14 protein-coding genes are annotated in these 22,224 nt (G+C 39.1%); 2 read left to right on the top strand and 12 right to left on the bottom strand.

Annotated features, from left to right (window positions below; translation table 11 throughout):
* Positions 1 to 3: 3 nt before the first annotated feature.
* The 10 genes from HDE70_RS27255 to HDE70_RS04365 all read right to left on the bottom strand — a co-directional run bounded on the left by HDE70_RS27255 (position 4) and on the right by HDE70_RS04365 (position 15,822).
* A complete protein-coding gene (locus tag HDE70_RS27255) occupies positions 4 to 2,670 on the bottom strand; it encodes a MutS-related protein (protein WP_260159928.1) in 2,667 nt (888 codons plus the stop codon).
* A gap of 2 nt (positions 2,671 to 2,672) precedes the next feature.
* Positions 2,673 to 4,982: a Gldg family protein gene (locus tag HDE70_RS04405; protein WP_183888235.1), complete on the bottom strand. Its 2,310-nt coding sequence runs from the start codon at positions 4,980 to 4,982 to the stop codon at positions 2,673 to 2,675.
* 14 nt (positions 4,983 to 4,996) lie between these two features.
* Positions 4,997 to 5,920 carry an ABC transporter ATP-binding protein gene (locus HDE70_RS04400; RefSeq protein ID WP_183888233.1) on the bottom strand — a complete coding sequence of 308 codons (924 nt, stop codon included), beginning with the start codon at positions 5,918 to 5,920 and terminating at the stop codon, positions 4,997 to 4,999.
* A 60-nt stretch (positions 5,921 to 5,980) separates the two neighbouring features.
* The gene (locus HDE70_RS04395) at positions 5,981 to 6,739 is read right to left on the bottom strand and encodes a DUF4397 domain-containing protein (protein ID WP_221302004.1); all 759 of its coding nucleotides are present in this window, start codon (positions 6,737 to 6,739) and stop codon (positions 5,981 to 5,983) included.
* An 18-nt stretch (positions 6,740 to 6,757) separates the two neighbouring features.
* Complete coding sequence (locus HDE70_RS04390) at positions 6,758 to 8,203, bottom strand: RagB/SusD family nutrient uptake outer membrane protein (protein ID WP_183888229.1); 1,446 nt, start codon at positions 8,201 to 8,203, stop codon at positions 6,758 to 6,760.
* An 11-nt stretch (positions 8,204 to 8,214) separates the two neighbouring features.
* Entirely contained in the window at positions 8,215 to 11,664 is a 3,450-nt protein-coding gene (locus HDE70_RS04385; RefSeq protein WP_183888228.1) for a SusC/RagA family TonB-linked outer membrane protein, read from the bottom strand.
* A 190-nt stretch (positions 11,665 to 11,854) separates the two neighbouring features.
* Positions 11,855 to 13,027, bottom strand: a complete 1,173-nt coding sequence (locus tag HDE70_RS04380) for a FecR family protein (protein ID WP_183888227.1) — start codon at positions 13,025 to 13,027, stop codon at positions 11,855 to 11,857.
* A 112-nt stretch (positions 13,028 to 13,139) separates the two neighbouring features.
* The gene (locus HDE70_RS04375) at positions 13,140 to 13,733 is read right to left on the bottom strand and encodes an RNA polymerase sigma-70 factor (RefSeq protein WP_183888224.1); all 594 of its coding nucleotides are present in this window, start codon (positions 13,731 to 13,733) and stop codon (positions 13,140 to 13,142) included.
* A 187-nt stretch (positions 13,734 to 13,920) separates the two neighbouring features.
* Complete coding sequence (locus tag HDE70_RS04370) at positions 13,921 to 14,553, bottom strand: TetR/AcrR family transcriptional regulator (RefSeq protein ID WP_183888222.1); 633 nt, start codon at positions 14,551 to 14,553, stop codon at positions 13,921 to 13,923.
* A 267-nt stretch (positions 14,554 to 14,820) separates the two neighbouring features.
* Positions 14,821 to 15,822, bottom strand: coding sequence for a hypothetical protein (locus HDE70_RS04365; RefSeq protein WP_183888220.1), 1,002 nt, complete (start codon positions 15,820 to 15,822; stop codon positions 14,821 to 14,823).
* A 399-nt stretch (positions 15,823 to 16,221) separates the two neighbouring features.
* On the opposite strand from HDE70_RS04365, the gene HDE70_RS27470 reads away from it, so the two are divergent.
* Together HDE70_RS27470 and HDE70_RS04355 are read left to right on the top strand one after the other, a co-directional pair.
* Entirely contained in the window at positions 16,222 to 16,374 is a 153-nt protein-coding gene (locus tag HDE70_RS27470) for an ion channel (protein ID WP_411268045.1), read from the top strand.
* A gap of 127 nt (positions 16,375 to 16,501) precedes the next feature.
* Positions 16,502 to 19,270, top strand: a complete 2,769-nt coding sequence (locus tag HDE70_RS04355) for an AAA domain-containing protein (protein ID WP_183888218.1) — start codon at positions 16,502 to 16,504, stop codon at positions 19,268 to 19,270.
* Between the two features lie 33 nt (positions 19,271 to 19,303).
* On the opposite strand, the gene HDE70_RS04350 is transcribed toward HDE70_RS04355, so the two are convergent.
* Both HDE70_RS04350 and mnmE read right to left on the bottom strand, forming a co-directional pair.
* Positions 19,304 to 20,341, bottom strand: coding sequence for an AI-2E family transporter (locus HDE70_RS04350; RefSeq protein WP_183865465.1), 1,038 nt, complete (start codon positions 20,339 to 20,341; stop codon positions 19,304 to 19,306).
* 460 nt (positions 20,342 to 20,801) lie between these two features.
* Positions 20,802 to 22,172, bottom strand: coding sequence for a tRNA uridine-5-carboxymethylaminomethyl(34) synthesis GTPase MnmE (gene mnmE, locus HDE70_RS04345; protein WP_183865464.1), 1,371 nt, complete (start codon positions 22,170 to 22,172; stop codon positions 20,802 to 20,804).
* Between the last annotated feature and the right edge of the window lie 52 nt (positions 22,173 to 22,224).

The following is a 22,224-nucleotide window of genomic DNA, read 5'->3' as shown; positions in this document are numbered from 1 at the left end:
TATTTATAAAGGAGTTTTAGTTGTTACCGGATCGTTTGCTTGAATGATATCCACGATCTTTTCATTTTCAATGATGATCATTCCCTGCCGGTCGGTCGTAATACCGGAAGCCAATGTATATGGATAGGTCGGTATGCCATCTTTCATCACAGTAGGCAGGAAGGAGAATTGCAGGTTATCACACAATTTCCCTAAAGCTTCGCCTACTTCAATAATGTGTGTAGAAACGACAAAAAAACTGTTCCTGTTTTCGGCAAAAGCTTTAGTGACCGCCAACGTGGCATCATAAGCATCTTTTACATTCGTACCTTTAAATAACTCATCAAACAAGACGTAAAGATCCAGGGATTCGTTAACTGCTTTGGCCACGGTTTTGGTACGCAATACTTCTGCATAAAAATGACTGTAACCCATATCCAGATTATCAGAAACGTTGATGGAAGAGAATAAACCATCTTTCACTGAAAACTCCATATTTTTGGCTGCTACCGGGAAGCCCATATGAGCAAGGTAAACTGCAATCCCCATTGATTTCATGAAGGTAGATTTCCCGGCCATGTTTGCACCAGTTAAAAACAGCACATTACGGTCTTTAGTTAAATGCAGGTTATTGGCTATACCATTTCTCAATCCCGGATGGCGGAAACCTTGCATATTCAAGACCATCTGATCGGCAGGCAATGCTTTTGCATACACAAAATCATGCTCAACAGCAACCGCTGCCACACCTGCAAATACGTCAAGCTCATAAATAAGTTTTAACAAAGTTTCCATCTGATTCATCATCGCATGACGGATCACATAGTCATTTTTAATCAGCTGTATTAAAGAAGGTTGCTCTTCTGCTTGACTTAAAATACCCTGAAGTCTGGAATCCTGGAGGATGTTTATTGCTTTACTCAGGTCATTCTGGTAAACCTCTATTCCTGGTTGGGCTTTCAGTTCTGAAAAGAACACCTGAAATGCCTGTAAAACTTCAATAGTGACCGATTGTCCGGCTTGTAATTGCAACAATTCAGCACTGTGGAAAAGCGTTTGCTGGAATTTTTTAATAAAAATCCCCCATGCTACTCTTGGCAATGCAGCACCTGCTCCGCCTGCCAGGTAATCTTCCATCGACTCTATCTGAGATCGGATCACTGGAAAAATTACCTGATGCTGCTGAAAAAACGCGAATAAAGCACTGCGTTTATTGATCAGTTCTGGCTGATTCAAAGGTTGCGCGAACATAGCTTCCAGTATCTTTTCCCCACCTCTGGTTTGCAGACGATTGAACAGACTGTAAATAGATTGCTGTTTAAACTTTCCCTGCAAATTCAGATCCTCAATAGTTTGCTTATCTGCACTTAGATTAGTCTGTGTGTTTTTTGCTTGTTTTCTATCGCTGATCAGTTCCAATACACCTTCATTATTGATGATGATCATTCCATGCCTGTCGTCGGTAATCCCTTCGGTTAGCGTATAGGTATAAACAGGTTTGCCATTCTCCATCCGGGTAGGCAAATAGCGAAAGATCATGTTGCTGCATTTCTGCTGCAACACAACCCCGGCTTCCATAATGTGTGTAGAAATTACAAATAATGAATGTGGCTTACTGGCAAAAGCTTCCATAATGGCAATGGTACCTTCATAGGCATCCTTTACATTGGTTCCACGAAATAACTCATCAAAAACGACAAACAAGTTCTTTCCTGCCCCAAGTTCAACCGCTACTTTTTTCACCCTCAATACCTCTGCATAGAAATGACTGGCTCCCATGGCCAGGTTATCCGGCAAATTAATAGTGGTGTACATACCATCACATACCGAGAACTCCATTTGCTCCGCTGCAACCGGAAAACCCAGGTGCGCGAGGTACATCGCAATGCTGAGTGATTTCATAAAGGTAGACTTGCCCGCCATATTCGCCCCGGTCAGGAAAACAATATTGCTATCTGGTGTCATCTCCAAAGCATTAGTCACTGGTTTATTCAACAGAGGATGGCCTAAACCTTTCAACTTTAACCGGTTGGCATCACGCTTGAGCGCAGTAGCAAATATATACCCCCTTTCCTGGGCCACTCTGGCGATGGAAATATAAACATCCAGGTGATAGATGTGCTGGAGGATTTTCTCCAGCAGCGGACGTTGCTGAAAGCGTAAAATATTGTCGTATTCTACAATTTTACCGGATGAGATTTTTCCTTTACCATGGTCTGTAAAGATGATTTCCAATGCTCTGGAATTCAACAATTCAAGGATTTTTGCTACTTCTTTGCCATATGGATTTTGCGGTACTCTTGGTTGAATTTCCAGCATAAAGCTTTTTAAGCCCTGTAGAATCTCCGTTAATGCAGTTACACTTTCTCCGGCGGCCTTAAAGTCTGCCATACTGAATCCCTGATTAGAAAGGCGACTGCGCGGATCGGTATTAGCAAGGTACCTTTCGGCTTCTTCAAAACGGTTTCCCTGTAAAGGAAAAACAGTTTTATTTTCTTGAAAATATCGCAGAACAGCTACTCTTTCATTGATCATTTTTTCATCCGAAAGCGGATTCCGAAACAGGTGTTCCAGCAGTACCGCCCCACCCTGAGTATAGGTTTTATTAAAAATATAGTAGATTGAATCACTCCCGGACCTGGAGAAGATATTCAAATCATCGATCGTTTGTTTATCAGTTATAAAGCTCATAATTATTTACGTTTTCTGCGAATCAACAGCACCATTCCGAACAGGAAAATTGTGCTTGGAATCAGCCCATAATACAATATCTCTAAAGTGCTTACACCACCTTTGGTCAGCAGTAATTTATTATCTCTGGATTCTGGACGAGACATACTTACCGGGAATTCCCGATTGGCAAACCAGCTAAAAATACTGATACCAACAGACCCGTTCATGATCTCTATATTATTCCTTGACAGTTCCTTATTACTGAAGAAATCGGCATCACCGGCTACTACAATCCGCTGTTCCTTGTTCTTCAACTGCCTGGTCAGCATCAATGCGGCAGGAAAAGCCCCCTTTTGATCACCAATTTTAGCATCAAACACTAATGCAGCGGAATCCAATACAAATTGTCCCATTTTTATCCAGGCCGTTTTTTCATTCGTCATCAATAACGGCTGAATAGTAAAAGATCCTTGATGCTCTTCGCTTAAAGCTGCGGCACCAGGCATAGAAACTTTCGCTTTCTCTTTATAAGCCTTTTCCATGTCAGGCGCCATTGCTACGGCCCCGGCAGCCAATTTTGGTGTGACCAGCCCATAAGAAAAATCTGTGCTGCTTTGAACAAGTGTGCCACTGCGCATTTTCACCCCCAAAGATTCGAGTAAAGGGTTAATTACAGCTTGCTTACCTGGCTCTCCTGCGATCAGTAAATTGCCACCATCTGCCAAATATTTCTGAAGTTTAGCTTTTGCAACCGCACTAAACTGAACCCTGGGATCTCCAATTACCAATGCAGCAATACCTGCTGGAATATGGCCATTCTCTAAAGAAACACTGTCTATATCAAAGCCAACATTGATCATCGAAGCCCTGCCTGATTTATTATTAGCCAGCATTTTATAATCCCTGTCTCCGATCTTATCCATGCTCCGCTGATACCCGTCTGTTACAAAAACTATTTGAGGTGGAGTCACAATCAAACGTTTCATCGCTGCGGCAACTTCAGGCTCATCAGGCCAGAAACTGGCATCGTCAAAAGTTCTTAGAAATGTAGTTTTCCCTTTATATTTCAACTGAAATACCAGCCTGTCATTTTCACCTCGCAGGTCTGCCTCTTTACGAATCCTTTCAGGATTTAAAAATCCAGCAGTATCGATCTCAAAAGCCTTCGCACGTTCTAAAAAGAACGTTTTTAAGCTTTTCCCTTGATTAATAACATAAAACTGAGGATCCCGGTAATCATAATAATAGACCCATTTGAGATTGATATTGGATTTAAAGCGCAGGTAAGGTTCCCAGCGGGCAGTAGCTGGAATACGATTTACAGGTGCACCAAAGCTATAAGACCCATGTAAGGCATTCACATAAGCAGTGACCTCCAGAGGCTCCTCCCCCATGTCTTTTAAGATCTGCTGAGTCGCTTTAACAATCGTATTGACTTTGGTATAGGTCGCATCATAATAGACAATTACGGGCTGGCGGGAGCTTAAATAAGCAATTGACAATCCAACCATCAGCACCAGCATATACCTGGCTGCATGATAAAGGAAGGGTTTGCTTACCCGGCCGAGTTGCAGTTTAACAATTGTAAAACCAACAAAAATCCCTGAAACAACAAGGTAATAGATTACATCACGACTATTCAACAGGCCGGCAACCATACGTTCAGCCCTGCTTGGCATGGAGAGGCTGTAAGTAAGGTCCCGCACAAAAGCAAGACTTTGCCCGAAATTACCTATGTAATTCATCAAAGCCAGTACGGCAAAAGTACAGATCGCTGCCACCACCTGATAACTGGTAAGACTGGACATAAAGATCCCGATTGCGGCATAGGCACTTAACAGTAAAAAAGTAACCAGCAAGGCAACCAATGGGTGTGGGTAGTCAAAATTATCAATAAATAAGATCCCGATAATCAGGAAAAGTCCCATTAAAGCGATGATCACCAAATTATAAACCAGCATGGCAAGAAATTTCCCATACACGATCTGGCTTAGTTTTACAGGTGAAGAGTATAGCAATTTTATCGTTCCGCTACTAGTTTCCCGGCTGATTATTCCCATCGTCACCAGCGGAGTATAAAGATAGAGACTGGAAAGAATGCCAAAAAAGATTCCATAGGGAAGATTCCCTAACTTAATGCTGGTCGTAAAAAACTTATCCGTTAAAAAAGAAAAAGCGGGAATAAATTCTTGTATATGTTGTATTTCGTCTATAGCCGGAATCAGATCAAAACTCATTTGCAAGAACAAGATCATGATCAGCAACCAGGCTATAGGGGAATAAAATAGCAGGCTAAGTTCCAGTCTGGCTATTTGTACTATTTTTTTCATCTGTGTGGTCGTACTTAATTAGAGAATCTGGACAATTGGGCAAAGGTTTCATCTAATGAACTTTTCTCCATATGGAGCTCACGCAACCGCCATCCTTGCTTTGCACTCTCCAGCACCAGCGTTTCAGAGATGCTGCGATCACCATTAAAATAGAGCCTGAGCTGTTTTTCAGTCAGATATTCAACTCTGGTGATACCTTCAATAGCCAGCAAGGCATCAGCAGCAGGCGCATTTTCCATCAGCACCATCATGCTGTGCGGCGCCACATAATTGTCGAAGGCTTCCATCGTATCCGAAAACACAATCCTTCCGCTTTCGATCATTACGATCTGTTTACACAGGTATTGCACTTCGGTAAGTACATGAGTAGAAAGGATCACGGCCCGTTCTGTGGCAATGTCCTTGATCAGTCCGCGGACCTCGATAATCTGATTGGGATCCAATCCATTAGTCGGCTCATCAAAGACCACCAGTTTTGGATGGTGAATAATGGCCTGTGCAATGCCCACTCTTTGTTTATACCCCCCAGATAAGTTCTTAATCAGCCTTTTGCTGATGTGTGTTAAGCCGCAGCGTTCCTTCACTTCTTCCATCGCGGCTTTCAGCTGTTTACCTTCTACAGAACGCAGAATCCCACAATGTCTGAGGTACTCATCTACTGTTAAGTCCATGTATAATGGTGGAGTCTGAGGTAAAAATCCGATCTCCTGTTTAGCCCGTTCAGGCTCTTTGCTCAGGTCAATCCCATTAATGATTACTTCTCCTGCGGTTTGTGACAGCACACCGCAAAGAATATTCATGGTTGTAGATTTACCTGCTCCGTTAGAGCCTAATAAGCCTACAATCCCACTTCTTGGGATCTCTATATTGATGTCACGTATAGCCCAGCTGGTACTATAACGATGCGACAAACCGCTAATACGAACGATTGGTTCCATAGTTAAATATTGGATTAAGAAAATGTATTGAAGAGCAGGCCTGAAAAAGCCTGCTTTGTGTTAATAGTTATTGAACAAAAAGGATTTTTGTTTCAGCTTTTCAGTGCTTTCACCAGGTAACCCGATCAAGGCAATGGTGAAATTTCTGAACCGCCATGCATTCTCAGTAGGTTTTCCTATGCCTATGGTGGTATAGCTTGTCAGAAGTTGCTGCGATTCCTGATCCCGGATTTCAAAAGTATAGTCGCTGGTTTTTAAAGTTGCGCTATAGTTCTTAAAGCCAGTAACCCCTTTATATGCCAGACCTTCTGCTTCTTTACGTTCTCCGGCTGACACCAGGTAAACGTTTACGGGTTTGCTTCCGGGAGAAAGGTTTATAAATCTGATGCCGAATGTACTGTCTGCTGCCTGATGAGCAGGCGGCAGATAGGTATCCAGCAAATAATCAGGATGTGCAACGCTTCCTAAAAAGTACAGGCTATTGATACTCCCTTTGGTTAATTTAAGGTTGAGATCCAATAATGGCTTATTGGGTAGCAGTGTATCCGGATAGCTGTAAATCGCTAAAGGCTGATCTTCTTTGGTAATCGCATATCTGCCACCTATATCAAAAATACCGTAATAAAACAGGCTGGAAAGATAATAGTTATTTAAAGGTGCTGTTCCTCTAAAGCTCGGCAACAACTTTTCCTCTCCAGGCATCGCATTGAATAGCGTAAGATGTGTAATCACAGGTGTTTGTTCTGTTTTTTTGCAGGACACAAAAGCAAAGGACAACAAGCTGATTAATAAGATATAGCTAGGTTTATACATTTTCATATTGTTCAATTCAGAGGATTAGTAACCAGGGTTTTGAGTCAAATTATTATTTGTCTGGATCTCAATAACAGGTATTGGATATAGTAACTGATAATCCCCTGCCCAAGGTTGTTTAACAGGGATAGTGGAGAGTACATCGTGTGCTCTTCCGGTTCTTTTCAGGTCTAACCAGCGGTGCCCCCATTCTGCGAAAAACTCTGTTCTTCTTTCTTTTTCAATAGCGCGTACTATCTCCGGCTTAGAAAGTCCCAAAGGGAGCGCAGTAACCCCGGCACGGGCACGAATGACGTTCAGGTCAGCAATGGCCAGATCCAGTTGGGAATTACCAAGCGTTAAGGCTTCTGCTCTGATCAAGTACTGTTCTGCCAACCTTAGCATGGTATAATACTCTGTAATCGGACCATTAACAGCAGAGTTCCCGAAACCTATTTTGTACTTATCCACGTAATAAGTGGTAGTACCTGCATTGGTAACTGGCACCAGCCATGAAGTCTTTCTCTTGTCCTGGTCTTCAAATTCCCCGACCAGCTCATCCGTAAGACGGTAACCGATATATTCACCTGGTATAATCGAAGGATGAGCTTTGAAGGCATAACCTTCGGGGGTGGCATTTCCATGAGGAGCAATCAGATTGCTCTGCTGTAATTGCCAGATGGCCTCTTTATTATTCATTAAAAAAACCTCAGTTAAATCAGATTTCAATTCAAATAAAGCGGTTTGATTAATGACTTCCGTTGCGGCTGCCGCGGCATTCGCATAATCTCCTGTAAAAAGATAAACCCTTGCCAGCATTGCTGTTGCTGCCCATTTATTGGCACGAATGCGCTCCCCGAGTTTTGATCCCGAAAAATCACCAGCCAGATTTGCTTTTGCATCCTGCAAATCTTTAATGATCTGTGCATATACTTCAGCTTTAGGCGTACGGCTCATTTTAGACGTCTGATTAAAATCAGCTGAAAGCGCCATTGGGACATCTCCAAAAAGATTGACCAGGTAGAAATAGCTATAGGCCCTTAAAAACTTAGCCTCAGCGGTCAGCTTTATTCTGAACTCAGTGTGGAGCTTTGGAGAAGTGGAAGCACTAATTCCCTCAATAACAGCATTGGCATTATAAATATTCCTATAAGCACCAATCCATAATTGGCGCGTATCGCCATCATCTGTTGGTATTTTATTGATATAATATGGACTGGGGACAATGGCAGATATCCTCAATTCATCAGCCCCCATACTGCCTAATAAAGTTATTGAGCCACTTCCAAAACTAATCCCTCCTTCAGCATTAATTAATTGAGAATAGGTGCCAGTCATCGCAGAATTAGCCTGATTGTCATTGTCGAAAACCTTATCGGTAGTAATCGTATTGATGGGATCGGGAATGGCGATCATATCCTTACAAGAAACACACATCAGCATTAGGGCAAAAATCAGGGTATAGCTATTTAAATTTCTTTTAATTGTCATCTCTATAGGAATTAAAAAGTTAACGAAAGGCCACACAAATAGATTTTGGCGGGTGGAAGCGCCCCAAATTGCTGTACATCAGGATCAAAACCTTTGACATTGCTGATCACAAATACGTTCTGGGCATTCATATAAATCCTCAAGGATTCTGCACCTAATTTCTTTGCCCAATTTGGATTTAGTGTATAAGAAAGGGCAAGATTAGACAGGCGGACATAAGAAACCGTTCTATATCTGCCATCTGAATTTGCAAACAGACTTGTTCCTTCATCGAACATCGTGGTTGCTTTTGGATATAAGGCATGATCACCTGGCGCCTTCCAATAATTCCCCAGGATTTGTGTTGGCAGGTTACCTAAGTTTCCAGCATAAATGTCTGGGCTATAATTGGGATCAGCCCCTATAAAATTGTTGTAACTGAAGGTAGTACTCAGGCTGAGGTTTTTATAGCTAAAACTACTAGTCAGCCCAGCAGTAAGTTTTGGAGAAAGATCTAAGGCAATATATTGATCACCCTGACCAGCTACTCCCGTATTTGATGCAACATTCCCATTCTGATCGTAATCTTCCATCTTATAAACTCCAGTCAGCGGATCTACACCTAAATAGTGAAAAAGGTATTTGGTATTGATAGATTCGCCCACTTTCATTGTATTCACAAAAGGCGAATGTGAGATATCCGGATAAGAAACTAATATGTTCTTGTTTCTGGAAGCAAATAGCGCAACCGACCAATTAAACTTCTCATTTCTGATCAAATTCGCATCTACTGTCAAATCCCAGCCTCTGTTGTCTACTACCGCAGGCCAGTTGGCAATTACACTTGGAAAACCAGTATAATTCGGGATAGGGAATTGGATTAACTGGTTGTCGCAGCGTTCGCGGTACAGGTCGAACTGGACGTTAATACGATTTTCTAAAAAACCAATTTGTATGGCGCCTTCCATTTTTTTATTCACTTGCCATTGATAATTTGGATTTAAGGCAAGAACATTGACCAGCGAACCAGAACCATCATAATCAGCTAATGGATCAGCATAAGATTTATTTTTAGCCCATTGAGCCAGATACTTGTAGTCTCCAATGGCATCACTGCCAGTTAAGGCATAACTTCCCCTTAGCTTCAGGAAACTCATAAAGCCTGGAAGTGTTTTTCTTATGGCCGATTCTTCAGTTAAAATCCATGCTGCTCCAACAGAGCCGAAATTACCAAATTGGTTACCTGGGCCAAAGCGGGAGGACCCGTCTCTGCGGAAATTCATGTTAAGAATATATTTCTCTTCCCATTTGTAATTGATCCTGCCAAATATGGCGGCATATTTATAATAACCAACATTTCCAACAGGATTAAAAATCGCAGGTGCCAGATTAATAGATTCTAGAAAATCATCAGTTTCATAACCAATACCCGTTATAGAATTGGCCCTCGTTATATTTTTCTGCAAAGATCCGCCTAACAATAATGAAAGTTCTCCCTTGCTTATTTTCAACTTATAGTCCAGCTGAGGTTCTACCAGTATATTCATATTGGTATTGTCACCAAAAAAGGATGATCCTGTTGGTTTAGTAATTGGATCCTGCGAGCGGATATAGCCGAAACCCTTATTGGTATTACTGCTATAATTGTATCCAAAATTGGTAGAAAAATTCAGGTTATCGAGAACCGCATAGCTCAGTCGCAGGTTACTGGTGATCATGTGGGTATCAGAATAATATGGATTATCCAACACGCCAAAAGGAAACGTCACCCTTGATTCTGGAGGCGTTCTCCATTGCTCAAAATTAAAGAGGCCATCAGCTCCATAAATATCCGGCGCATTGGGTGGTAAAGTAGTCACACTGGGAAAAGCAGTGGTATTGACCGTTGTATAGGTATACATGCCCCCAAAATCTACCTTAAACTTCCTGTCTGTGGTTTGATGCCCCAGGTTAAACGCTAATCCTGCCCTTTGATTACTCCCTGTACTGGTCAGGATCTCGGTCTGCTTTCCATAATTAGCACCAATACGAAATTGGGTTTGTACATCTCCCCCTGTTAAACTCATCGTCACATTAGACTGTTTACCAATATTTCCCCAAAGTATTTTTTGCCAGTCAGTTTGTTTGTTTTGATCCCAAGATACCAGATCAGGTGCGTTGACGGCGTCGGGAGTGATATTGTCATTTTTAAATGCTTCTCTTCTGATCTGAAGATATTCCTGAGTACTGAGCACGTCCCAATGTTTGGTCACTTCACTATAGGCCTGCTCTACTCCTACAGAAAATTTAGTCGCTCCAGGTTTACCCTTTTTCGTCGTAATCAGAATTACGCCATTGGCAGCCCTTGAACCATAAATAGCGGTTGCATCACCGTCTTTCAAGACTTCGATACTTTCAATATCTTTGCTATTGATGTTAAACATTGGACTTTGACCTCCGGTTGGAGAAAACAGGTTCTGTGTAATACCTGTAGAGCCGGTCTCGTAACTGGACATTCCCCCTACCTCTAAATTATTTTGAGGCACCCCGTCTATTACATATAAAGGATCAGAAACAAAGGCAGAATTAATTGATTTCCTTCCTCTGATTTCCACTTTTACCGGGCTGCTCGCATAACCGTTGGTTGGGGTCACGATTACCCCCGGAATCCTACCCTGTAATGCCAGTAAAGGGTTCATCACCGGTTGTTGTTCCAGCTCTTTTGAGCTGATTTTCGAGATGTTACCTGTACTTAAGCGGCGGTCTGTAGTTCCATAGGCCTGTACAATAACTTCATCCAGAAATGAGACTGATGGCTCCATCATTATGGTCAGGTAAAAGCCTGAAGCTGTTTTGACCACGCTCAGGTTTTTGGAAAATGAGCTGGTATTGGCAGCCATTTTTTCAAATTCACTCAGACTAACCTGTAAAGAATCAAAGCCGACGAAACTGAAGGTGATTACACTATTGTCTTCCATTTTAGGCAGGAAAAATTCGCCCTTACCGTTAGAACCAGCTCTTATTTTCTTATTCTTTACCTTAAGTGTAACACCACTCAAAGGTTCATTGGTCTTCTTATTGATGATATTTCCACGCACTTCTATATCACCAGCAAAAATTGCCGCCACACGGTCCAGGATTGCCGGAGCTTTTGCCTTCAATAAAACTGTTTTATTTTCAATCTTGTAACTGATCGGCTGGTCGTCAAAGCACTTCTCCAGAACCTCTTCTATAGCTGCGTTTTTTACAGATACAGAGATCGGCTTACTGGACTTCATCAGCGCCTCACTAAAAAGGAAGTCGTAACCACTTTGAGACCGGATATCCTTTAATACTTTCTCCAACCGGGCATTTTTAGTATTCAGGGAAATGCGCTGAGCGAAACTACTTGCACTTACCTGCATCATTGTGGCTATTAAAATAACGGTGGTGAATCGTATCATTAATAAAATCTTATTCGCATACTTTTTAAGTACGGGTTGGTTCGTATAGGTTTTATACATTTCATCTGGTTTAGGACAAAGTCTTAGCGGCCGATGAAACCTTAACATTGCATTAACTCACAATATTTGCTAAGTTTGTTTGTCTGGTTTGGTTGATAGGATCTCAAATTTTTATTAACGTATTCCAGATTCGGTCAGGAGTGTTTCGAGCACTTCTGGCCTCTTTTCAGGATTACGCAGTAAATAGTAGCTATTTCTTTACGATAATCCTCCTTCCTTCAATTTTGAAGTGTACATTCCCTGTATAATCAAGCATATTCAGTAATTCAGAGATATTTTTATCTCTGGAAATCTCACCTCTGAATTTAAAATCAGGATCTGGCGGGGTTTCATAAATTACCTCTACATCATACCACCTGGAAACTTTAGCCATAATAGATTGCAGGTTTTCATTGAATTTGAAGTAACCATTTTTCCAGGCCAGTACATCTTCGAGGTCTACATCAGTAATCACTTTCATTTTTTGTGGAGACACCTGGGCTTGTTCACCAGGTTTCAGAATTAAGGACTCCGTACCAGGTTTTGAGGAACTGGTTTCATTAGAAACTTTCACACTTCCGGATAGTAAGGTGGTTTTCACAGTTTTTTCATCAGCGTAAGACATGATGTTAAAATGGGTTCCCAATACTTCTACCGTTTGCCCTTTTGCAATTACCCTGAATGGAGATTTTTTATTATGGAAGACTTCAAAATAAGCTTCTCCTTTTAATTCTACCTTTCTTTCCTTAGCTGCAAAACTTACAGGGTACTTTAAACTCGAGGAGGCATTTAAAAATACTTTCGAACCATCCGGCAAAATCACTTGCCACTGGCCGCCCCGGGGTGCTTCAATCGTATTGTATTCAGAGGTTCTATTGCCGGAAGCATTCGCCGCAGTCTGATAGATTAACTGGCCCTTTGCAGTTTTACTGATCGTCACACCTTCCTGTTGTGCCAGCTGCCCGTTAACAGCATCTGTCAAGCTTATTTTTCGTCCGTCAGATAAGGTAAGCACGGCTTTATTCTGACCAGGATTGATATCATTTTTAACGAACTGAGGCCTGGCAGCATTTTTATAATTTCCATAGAACAATATTGCTGTTACAGCAATCGCCAATACAGCAGCAGCAGCTATACTATAGCTGATAAATGAATTTCTTTTAGGGCGGCTGTCTAAAGAGTGTTCAGTTAACGTGCGTTCAGTTTGCTGATCAATATTTAGCCACATCTGATGTTTTACATTCAGATAGTCGATGTCTTCGGGATCTTGTTGCTGGATTTCAGATTGCTGAACAAACCAGTTTTCGACCAGGCGCATTTCTTCTTTTGAAGCGCTGCCTTCAGTATACTTTCTGATCAATTCTGTCGCCTGTTCCTTATTCATCTGAGTTTTATCCTGATTTATAAGTAATAGCGATGAAAAGTGGTTAGGGCGTAGATGGAATTGATAAAAATCAGATAATAATTGTAATCAACTGATTTACAGTGTTAAAAAATTAACATCTTTTGGAAAGTTCAATAATAATTAGTCCGAGGGGGGCATAAACGGCTAGTTTTGAACGAAGAATTTTCAGGGCATTATTGACCTGCTTTTTAACAGTTTGATCTGAAAGGCCTAGTTTTCCGGCAATTTCAGCATGAGAAAGGTTATCCCTGCGGCTCATTTCAAATATGATCTTCATTTTAGCAGGCAGATTATCAATCTCCCGCTGTACAATGATTTTCAACTCACGTTCATCGATGTCCTGTATGGTTTCCATACTAACTTCTGAAGCATATTGTGCTAAGGAAGAAATGTGATCATTTTTAAGTTTGTTGCGTTGTATGAATTTCAATACGCGGTTTCTAACCCCGATGTAAAGGTACCCGGCAATATTATTGTTTTCCTGAATCAGTTCTGGCTTATCCCAGAGGCTGACAAATAAATCTTGCACAAGATCCTTAGATGGCTCTTCGTCCCTTAGCATTTGATTTACTTTGTAAAACATCAGCACTGCATATCTGTTATAGATCTCTGCAAACGCTTCATGGTTCCTGTCTTTTATAAGACGAACCAATTCCGCATCCGTAAATTCAGAATACATTTTCATTATAACCGATATTCAATGCCACCGAGCAATTTAAAAGAAATAAAACAAGAGTTGAGAATTAGGAGACGGTTGTTAGCTGTTAGGTAACAATATGATAATCGCCTCTTAACAAACTTACATAAATATTTTTTATCATCACAGCTCAATTTGAGGAGTGCGCAGATGAAACCAGAGGTTATTCAATAATTTAAGAATAGGTCGATTCAATAATCTGTTTAAGAGTCTTCTTTATTTCTTCCTGTGCTTCCTTTTTCCGAATATCTATCCCACATACAAGGCCATTATTGGTGTGGGCAATTAAAGTTAAATAATAAATACCCCCAATCAATAGCGCGACAACAGGCCTGATATTTTTATCTTTACTTTTAAAATATTCGTCTGTAATTTCAGAGAAAAACTGTTCACCCAAAAACTCACGCTTTTGGTTTAATTCTTCTAAGGATTTTGAACTTTCACTTATCCCCCAACTTATAATCTTGCGCAGCTCTCCATTAGTAACAAGTGAATCAAGCTGATTCTCCAATACATTACTGATCATTTCTTTACCATGATCACTTCTGCTTTTTTCCACGATCTCCTTTGTCTGATCAATGTTTACTGTAAAAAAGTCATGGCTGTTCAAATATTCCTTTACCAGTCCTTCCATACTGCCATAATAATCATAAATAAGTTTCCTGTCCAGATTGGCTTTTGTTGCTACCTTACTTACATTTAAGCCCGTAAAGCCTTCTTTTTTCAAAATGGCTCCAACAGCAGTCATCAGTTTATCCTTGGTTCTTTCCTTATTCCTGATTGGACCACTTGTTATCTTTCTAGTCATGTTTTAAGGTATTTATAGCGCAATTTCCGGTTTTTTCATCTATTATTTATTCCTTATTTTGAAGACTTTCTTCAAAAACTATTTTATAATGCTTATAAAGCCCGCAAACGTTTATATTTCAAATTTTGGTTAGTATTTCACATGATACTTCACCAGTATATTACCTGATCAGGTAAATTACCAGATATTCAGATACCTATAAAGCTTTAATAGTAAAGGGGGATATTAATCCCCCTTTACTATTAAAGCTTTATACCTTTCAGATTTCTAATACGTTATTTTAAGCTCTTCCAGTCTAAGATTATTCACACCTTGCGTTTTTTGAATAGAACTATCATTAAAATGGTACCTTTTAAATACCTTATCATTAGGTATAATTTTTAAATTACCCCGATTATCATTAGGATTACTCAAATACCTTATTCCAGTATTAATATCCTGATAAAGAACACTATTTACAGATATAGATGAGCCTCTTGTTCCTTTAATTGTCTCAATATTATTGACATCCATGATTGTAGTAGCTAAATAATCGAGAAATCCTGTTGCTCTAAAATCAAATATTCTTTTAAGAACTTCAACAGATTCAACCTTTCTTAACTGGCTTTCCATTACTACATATATAGAACCAGTACTTTTATCCTGATAAAAACTTCCATCACTTATCCTGTATTCTGTAGGTACAGGTTCCTTAAGGTAAAAAGCGACTCCTTCATAAACAAAGCCATCTTTTCCATCACCTAATTCATTTTTATCTCTCGTGTAAAAGTGTGAACTTGTTGCACTTCTGTAATATCTATAGATAGGGAAACTTCCTTCCTCATTGCCAGTATAACTTTTACCAAGATCCCTATCTTTTTTCCAACCATTTTGTCCATTTAATTCACCTGGATTAGTAGTTAATATTTGATCCTCATTATTAGTATTAAACCAAGATGTAATCATATTGCCATTTCCAACACCATCAGCTGCTCCTAAAGTCCTTTCCAGAAAGTAATAATACTGACCAGGTTGAGTATGAGGAATCTCAGAGGGCAGAGGTATATCAGAATACATATGCTTATGCATGTGGCTACTGTAAAAGCCATAAATAGCCCAGCGATTATCAATAATTGTCCACACTTTAGATTGTGAATCAGTAGGAGTGTTTACGAAGCCGTTCGTTTTAGTTTGGATTTCTTTGTTTTGGATGCCAAAGTCCTTAAAATCATCTTTTTTTGAGCAACTAATTAAACTTAAAGTAATTAACGATAATAATAATTTTTTCATAATGTTAGAATTAAATTTTGTCCAAAAATAACAACAATAAATCACAGTATTGTGATTTATTAAAGCTTAAAAAGATTTTGAGATTTTGCAGTGTATATCAGGAGATTGTGTTTTGCTGATTACACTTGACTTTCTAACTGTTTATCATACATAAAAAGAGTTTATAGTCCAGCTAAACTTTTATGATTTTAGGAGCTCCTAAACATCTCAATTTGCCGGGTTGTGAAACTGTTTTTATTGTAAGCCAGATAAATGTTATAAGGTGAAGCCTGGCAGCTTTCCAAAGCTCTTTAAGCTTATTTTTTAATAAGATCCTTACAAGATAATCTGCTACAATGCTGATTCCCTGCCCATAAATCATTACTTTCAATATAGAATTGAAATCGGGTATAATGAAACATAACTATCACAACTGTAGGTTATGGTGATAAATTCCCTGTAACTACCGAAGGACGGATAATTGCAGCGGTATTGATGACTGCCGGAGTTGGACTATTCGGTACTTTTACAGCATATGTGTCAAGCTGGTTTGCAATAGTGAAGGATGAATAAATTACCAGGCCTGTATCTTCAGCAAATCAATCGCTTAGTTTAGTTTAAAATCATTTTTAAGCCCTTATCATTTCCTAAAGATTAAATTAGTATTTTTGAGGTTATATTTCTATAACAAATAAGATTAATGGATCATCCATTCATAGTATATTTAAAAGACAAAACATCTCTGGAATTTGAATACAAAAGAGATATTTCAACGGTTGTTCGTACTGAAAACGGGTATCGTATCACATTTAATAATGGTGGAAGCTATAATTATGGAGCTGAAAAGGTACAATACTATTCCCTTGTATCTCGACGAGAAAGTGTGCATATATATGAGAATGGTGAATTAAACAAGAAATATAATACTGTTTATAATTATGGTCGTTATTTGATTTTTCGAAATGGGGAAAGTTGTTCTTCTCCAATCGAAAACAATTCCAATATTGAAATCTGTGATATAGAAAAGAATATTGGTCAGACGAAATCAGTAATCAATTATTTTAAAGAGATACTGAAAGAAAGTGGCGAAGTATCATTTGACATTCCATCAGAAGAAACAGATAGTCAAAGTCCGAATCAAATAAGCTCTGACATATTACTTAAGGCTCTTGATGGTATAGATGTGTTAGAATCAGGATCGGCACTATCCAACTACATTAATGGAATCAACCCTGCTCTCAGCATTCCAAAAGAGACACTAATCTATCCTTTCGGATGTAACACAAGTCAGAAACTAGCAGTTGAGACTACGCTTAGAAATAGCATAAGCATAGTAGAAGGTCCTCCGGGAACAGGAAAGACCCAAACAATCCTGAATATTATAGCCAATCTTATCGTACAGAACAAAACTGTTGCAATTGTTTCAAATAATAATACTGCGGTATTCAATGTGCGCGAAAAGCTAGAGAAATATGGTTATGAAATGATTGTAGCGTCACTTGGAAATAAAGACAATAAAGCTTTATTCTTCGACAATATTGATGAGCAAACGGTAAATCAGGATTTTAAGATTTCGGAAGAGCGATTGACAAAAGCAATGAATGAGGTTCGTGATTTGGATTCCATACTCATGAAGTGTTTTGAGTACCGGAATAAATTAGCCACCTTAAAAACGAAATTATCAGATGCTGAATTAGAATTTAACCATATAAAAGCAGAACAACCACTTAATCAGCACATAAAATTTACGCTCGACAAGAAATTTCACCGCAAATGGAATTTCAGAAAGGCTTTGAATTTTAAAAAATTGCTATCAGCTATTAACCTTGAAAACAAGTTATCCATAATAAACAAGCTGAGGTTTGTTCTGCAATATGGCTTATTTGACCTCAATAGTATTAGTCAGCGCAGTGAGGAGTTACCTGTTTATGTTAACCACAAATTCTATGAATTATACATAGCAAAAATAAAAAACGAAATCCTGGATATTGAAAACTGGTTGGCAGCCAACAATGAAGAAGCTAATCTTAAAAATTTTATTGAAACCTCTAAAGAGGTTTTCAATGGTGTCTTATTTGAAAAATATAACCGTTTAGACAAAGTTGCATTTAATGTTAAAAATTACCGTAATCAGTTTGATGATTTCACAAAGCGTTATCCTGTGATTCTAAGCTCTACCCTTTCGCTGCACACGAGCATTCCCAAAGGGTATCTTTTTGATTATCTGATTATAGATGAATCTTCACAGGTTGATATTATAAAATCTGCCGTATGTTTTTCATGTTGCCGAAATGTAGTTGTTGTCGGAGATAGCATGCAGCTTACCCACATTGTAGATAAACAGAGTAAAGAGGCGGCAGAGCGCTTTCGGGTTGATTATAACATATCTCCTGCATACGACTATGTTAAGCAGAATATTTTGAACTCGCTGAAAAGCTTATATCGGGATAAGGTTAAATCGGTGCTGCTAAAAGAACATTACAGATGTCATCCTGCAATTATTGGATTCTGCAATAAGAAGTACTATAATAACCAGCTGGTTATTATGACTTATACGGATAATCATCCATTTAGAATTATTGAGACAAATATATCGGGTGGAAAGGGTAATTATAATCAGAGACAGATAGATGAAACAGATTTCTATATCCGTAAGAACTATGCTGCCGACTATACAAAAGTTGGAGTGGTTACGCCATATAGAGACCATGCAGTTTTACTGCAAAAACTGCTGCCATCCGGAGCAGAAGCCGACACTATACATAAGTTCCAGGGACGAGAAAAAGATGTGATTATATTTAATACAGTTAAAAACAAAATAGGAACATTTATTGATAACCCCAACCTGATAAATGTTGCCGTATCAAGAGCCGTTAAAGAGTTTATTGTAGTAAAACCGGCATCGATGGATCTTCCTCACGGAACTAATATCGGTGATTTGATACGTTATATCTGTTATATCACCGACCCTGCTGAAACGATTATCAAGGGCAGCATCTGTTCTGTTTTTGACCTGCTGTATAAAGAGTACAATAAGGCTTTTATAAAGTTTATTTTATCAAAAAAGAATGTAAAAGGATCTGCTGCGGAGCTTATTATTGATAAGCTGTTGAGCGAGAATGTATTGTTAAACAATACGCAATTCTCATCTATTGATATGGTCAGAGAATATAGGCTTAGAGATCTTATTCAGGATTTTCAGCTATTCTCTGAAGATGAAATCGGGTTCATAAGGAACAATTCAAGAATTGATTTTCTACTGTATAACAAAATTGATAAAAGTCCTGTATTAGCTATCGAGGTGGATGGTGTCTCATTCCATGACAAGGAATTGCAACAGCAAAGGGACAGCAAAAAGAATCATATTTTGAAAACTATCGGACTACCATTGCTTAGATTATCAACCGATGGACACAGTGAGGAAAAAAGAATTATTGAAAGTTTAAGCGTTGCAATGGGGCTGCGTTAATTATCTCAGTATGTCCTTTTTTAACGGGCAGTATTACCTATGTTCCGTTTCCATTTTTTTCACATACAATTCATCAACAAGGATAATTATAATCGCCAGCAGCGGCACAGCAAGAATAATTCCCAGTGCTCCGGATAAGGTACCCATAATAACCTGACTGATAATCGTAAGTGCGGGAGGCAAATTGATCATCCGCTTTTGAATTAACGGAGTAACGATATTACTTACTATAGTTTGAGAGATGACATAAATCAACGCTACTATAATTGCCGTATTGGTACTTACAGTAAGTGCCAGCAAAACACCTGGAATCATTGCTGCCATAGAACCAAAATTCGGAATCAGTTTTAACATCCCGGTAAACATTGCCAATACCATTGCGCCGGGAATTCCCATTATGGTCAAACCTGTTGCAATCATAAATGTAATCAGCACCATAGATAACATGGTACCTTTTAACCAACCTTTAAGTGCAGTACTGATCCGGTCAATTGCAACTCTTGCCAGTGGTTTATTTTTAGGCGGTATCAGCATAATAATCCCATTTTTATAAATGGAAGGGTTTGCGGTAAAAAAGATAGCCAGTAATATAATCACATACAGATTACCCATTACGCCAAAACTGGTGCTAAAAAACTGCTGGGCAGTGGAGAATAGTTTTTCAGAGTTATCACCGGAAAGATAAGTAAGTATTTTACGGCCGGTATGGGTTTCATCCATTTTAACCTTTGCTGCGGTAATGGTATTAGGCAGTGAATCTGAAAGTACTGAAATCTGATCCTGCATTTTTGACCCCATGAACCATAGCAGCGTGCCCAGGAACACAAAAGACCCGCCAACAGATATGATCATACTCAATCTTCTGTTTAGCTTAGTCTTACGCTCAATCAAATCACCAAAACCGTGAAAGTAAACGGCAATCAGTGCTCCCGCTAAAATCATTAATAATACATTGAAAGCAACTCTGGCAATAAGTATTACGACAACCAGCAGCGCAACAATGGCTACAGTCTGCCAGACCTTCTGGATATAGGATAGTTCTTTTTTAGTATTACCGGATGATGAATTCATAATTTTCAATTTTATAATGTTCCGGAAAACAGGATATACCAGATACTGAAATATTGTTCAGGTTATAAACCGGAGCTTTTAGGGAGAGCGTTTAAGAATAGTTTCAAAAATGCAAAGATAGTTAACAATAAGTTTATTTTTGTATTTTATCATGAAATAGCGAATATCACTAATAAGAAACTGACAATGAAGGGGCTTACAGATCAAAGAATGTGAGCTGCTTTCACTTCAGCTTCACTTCTGACAAGTTATGCTTTCCGCTCCTGAGCCTTCTGATTCTGTTTCCTGCAATGTTGACTACAGTACATCGTAACAGATATCTTAACAAAAAAACATTACCGCAAATCTGGCAGATCCTTGTTATCGTAAAGTTTACAAGAATCTTAAAAAAAAACAAATCCCTTATTTACAAACAAATAAAGGATTTTTTTTAATAGATATTTATGGCCGCTTATATCGTTTATTTCCCGATGCAAAATTTACTAAATATATTATCCAGTAAGTCGTCATTTGTCACTTTTCCTGTGATTTCACCAAGGTAATAAAGGGCCTGTTTTATATCAATAGCAAGGAAATCCGAAGTCACCGGGTTAATCAAACCTTGCGAAACGCTATCTAACGACTCCTGTGTCTTCCTCAACGCTTCAACATGTCTGATATTCGTAACCATCGTATGATTCTCCGATAACTTATCCCCTATCACAGTCTCATACAGTAACTCCTTCAGTTCCTCCACATTTTGATTTTCCTTCGCGGATATCCCAATAAACTTAATCTCAGCAGGTAAATTCAACTCCTTCAACCTGTCACTAAAAGACAAATCAATCTTATTCGCTACAGCAATAAACGCTAACCCTGGTTTATATAAACTTGCAATATCGTCTCTAATCTCATTTGCAGTCAAATTCAGTACATCGAACAAATAAACTAAAACAGCAGACTGGCTAATCTTTAACATCGTCTTCTCTACCCCTATCGCTTCTATCGTGTCTGTCGCTTCGCGTATGCCCGCCGTATCAATTAATCTAAAGTTGATACCATTGATATTTAAAACTTCCTCTATCGTGTCCCTTGTCGTTCCTGCGATCTCACTAACAATTGCCCTGTCCTCATTCAATAACGCATTCAACAAGGTAGATTTACCAGCATTCGGCCTGCCTGCAATCACCGTATTGATACCTTCCTTAATCACGTTCCCCAATTCAAAAGAACGGATCAGCTTATTCAATACAATCGTAATCTTATTAATTAATTCCTGTAACTGGTCCCTGTTCGCAAACTCCACATCCTCCTCAGAAAAATCAAGCTCCAATTCAATCATCGAAGCAAAATGGATCAGCTGTTCACGCAGCACATTCAATTCCGTACTAAAACCACCCCTTAACTGATTCATCGCGACACTATGTGCAGCCTGTGAATCTGAAGAAATTAAATCAGCTACCGCTTCCGCCTGAGATAAATCCATCGCACCATTCAAAAACGCTCTTAATGTGAATTCTCCTGGTTTAGCTGCCGAAGCACCTTTTTTTATCAATAAATTAATAATCTGCTGAATGATATAATTTGACCCGTGGCAAGAGATCTCTACCACATTTTCTTTAGTATAAGACTTAGGACCGACGAACAAACTCACTACGACTTCATCAATCACGATGTCACCATCTTTAATCAATCCAAAATGCAGTGTATGTGTAGGTTGGCTTAACAGATCCTTTCCGCTAAATACGGAATTTGCGATTGCAATAGCATCTTTCCCAGATAAACGGATCACGCCAATGGCACCTGCTCCAGGTGGGGTTGATAAAGCTACTATTGTTTCATTTGTAATCATAACGGACAGAACTTAGTTTAAGATTGCGCAAAAATACCCAAACATTTCCTAT

It is taken from the genome of Pedobacter cryoconitis (genome assembly GCF_014200595.1).
In the GTDB taxonomy this organism is placed as follows: domain Bacteria; phylum Bacteroidota; class Bacteroidia; order Sphingobacteriales; family Sphingobacteriaceae; genus Pedobacter; species Pedobacter cryoconitis_C.
Note: the sequence above shows the minus strand (reverse complement) of the source record. Positions and strands in the feature narration are given on the sequence as shown.

What these genes read in the sequence shown, in the direction of transcription:
- HDE70_RS27255 (WP_260159928.1), bottom strand. Translation starts at nt 2,670, where the DNA reads ATGAGCTTTATAACTGATAAACAAACGATCGATGATTTGAATATCTTC.
- HDE70_RS04405 (WP_183888235.1), bottom strand. Translation starts at nt 4,982, where the DNA reads ATGAAAAAAATAGTACAAATAGCCAGACTGGAACTTAGCCTGCTATTT.
- HDE70_RS04400 (WP_183888233.1), bottom strand. Translation starts at nt 5,920, where the DNA reads ATGGAACCAATCGTTCGTATTAGCGGTTTGTCGCATCGTTATAGTACC.
- HDE70_RS04395 (WP_221302004.1), bottom strand. Translation starts at nt 6,739, where the DNA reads ATGAAAATGTATAAACCTAGCTATATCTTATTAATCAGCTTGTTGTCC.
- HDE70_RS04390 (WP_183888229.1), bottom strand. Translation starts at nt 8,203, where the DNA reads ATGACAATTAAAAGAAATTTAAATAGCTATACCCTGATTTTTGCCCTA.
- HDE70_RS04385 (WP_183888228.1), bottom strand. Translation starts at nt 11,664, where the DNA reads ATGTATAAAACCTATACGAACCAACCCGTACTTAAAAAGTATGCGAAT.
- HDE70_RS04380 (WP_183888227.1), bottom strand. Translation starts at nt 13,027, where the DNA reads ATGAATAAGGAACAGGCGACAGAATTGATCAGAAAGTATACTGAAGGC.
- HDE70_RS04375 (WP_183888224.1), bottom strand. Translation starts at nt 13,733, where the DNA reads ATGAAAATGTATTCTGAATTTACGGATGCGGAATTGGTTCGTCTTATA.
- HDE70_RS04370 (WP_183888222.1), bottom strand. Translation starts at nt 14,553, where the DNA reads ATGACTAGAAAGATAACAAGTGGTCCAATCAGGAATAAGGAAAGAACC.
- HDE70_RS04365 (WP_183888220.1), bottom strand. Translation starts at nt 15,822, where the DNA reads ATGAAAAAATTATTATTATCGTTAATTACTTTAAGTTTAATTAGTTGC.
- HDE70_RS04355 (WP_183888218.1), top strand. Translation starts at nt 16,502, where the DNA reads ATGGATCATCCATTCATAGTATATTTAAAAGACAAAACATCTCTGGAA.
- HDE70_RS04350 (WP_183865465.1), bottom strand. Translation starts at nt 20,341, where the DNA reads ATGAATTCATCATCCGGTAATACTAAAAAAGAACTATCCTATATCCAG.
- mnmE (WP_183865464.1), bottom strand. Translation starts at nt 22,172, where the DNA reads ATGATTACAAATGAAACAATAGTAGCTTTATCAACCCCACCTGGAGCA.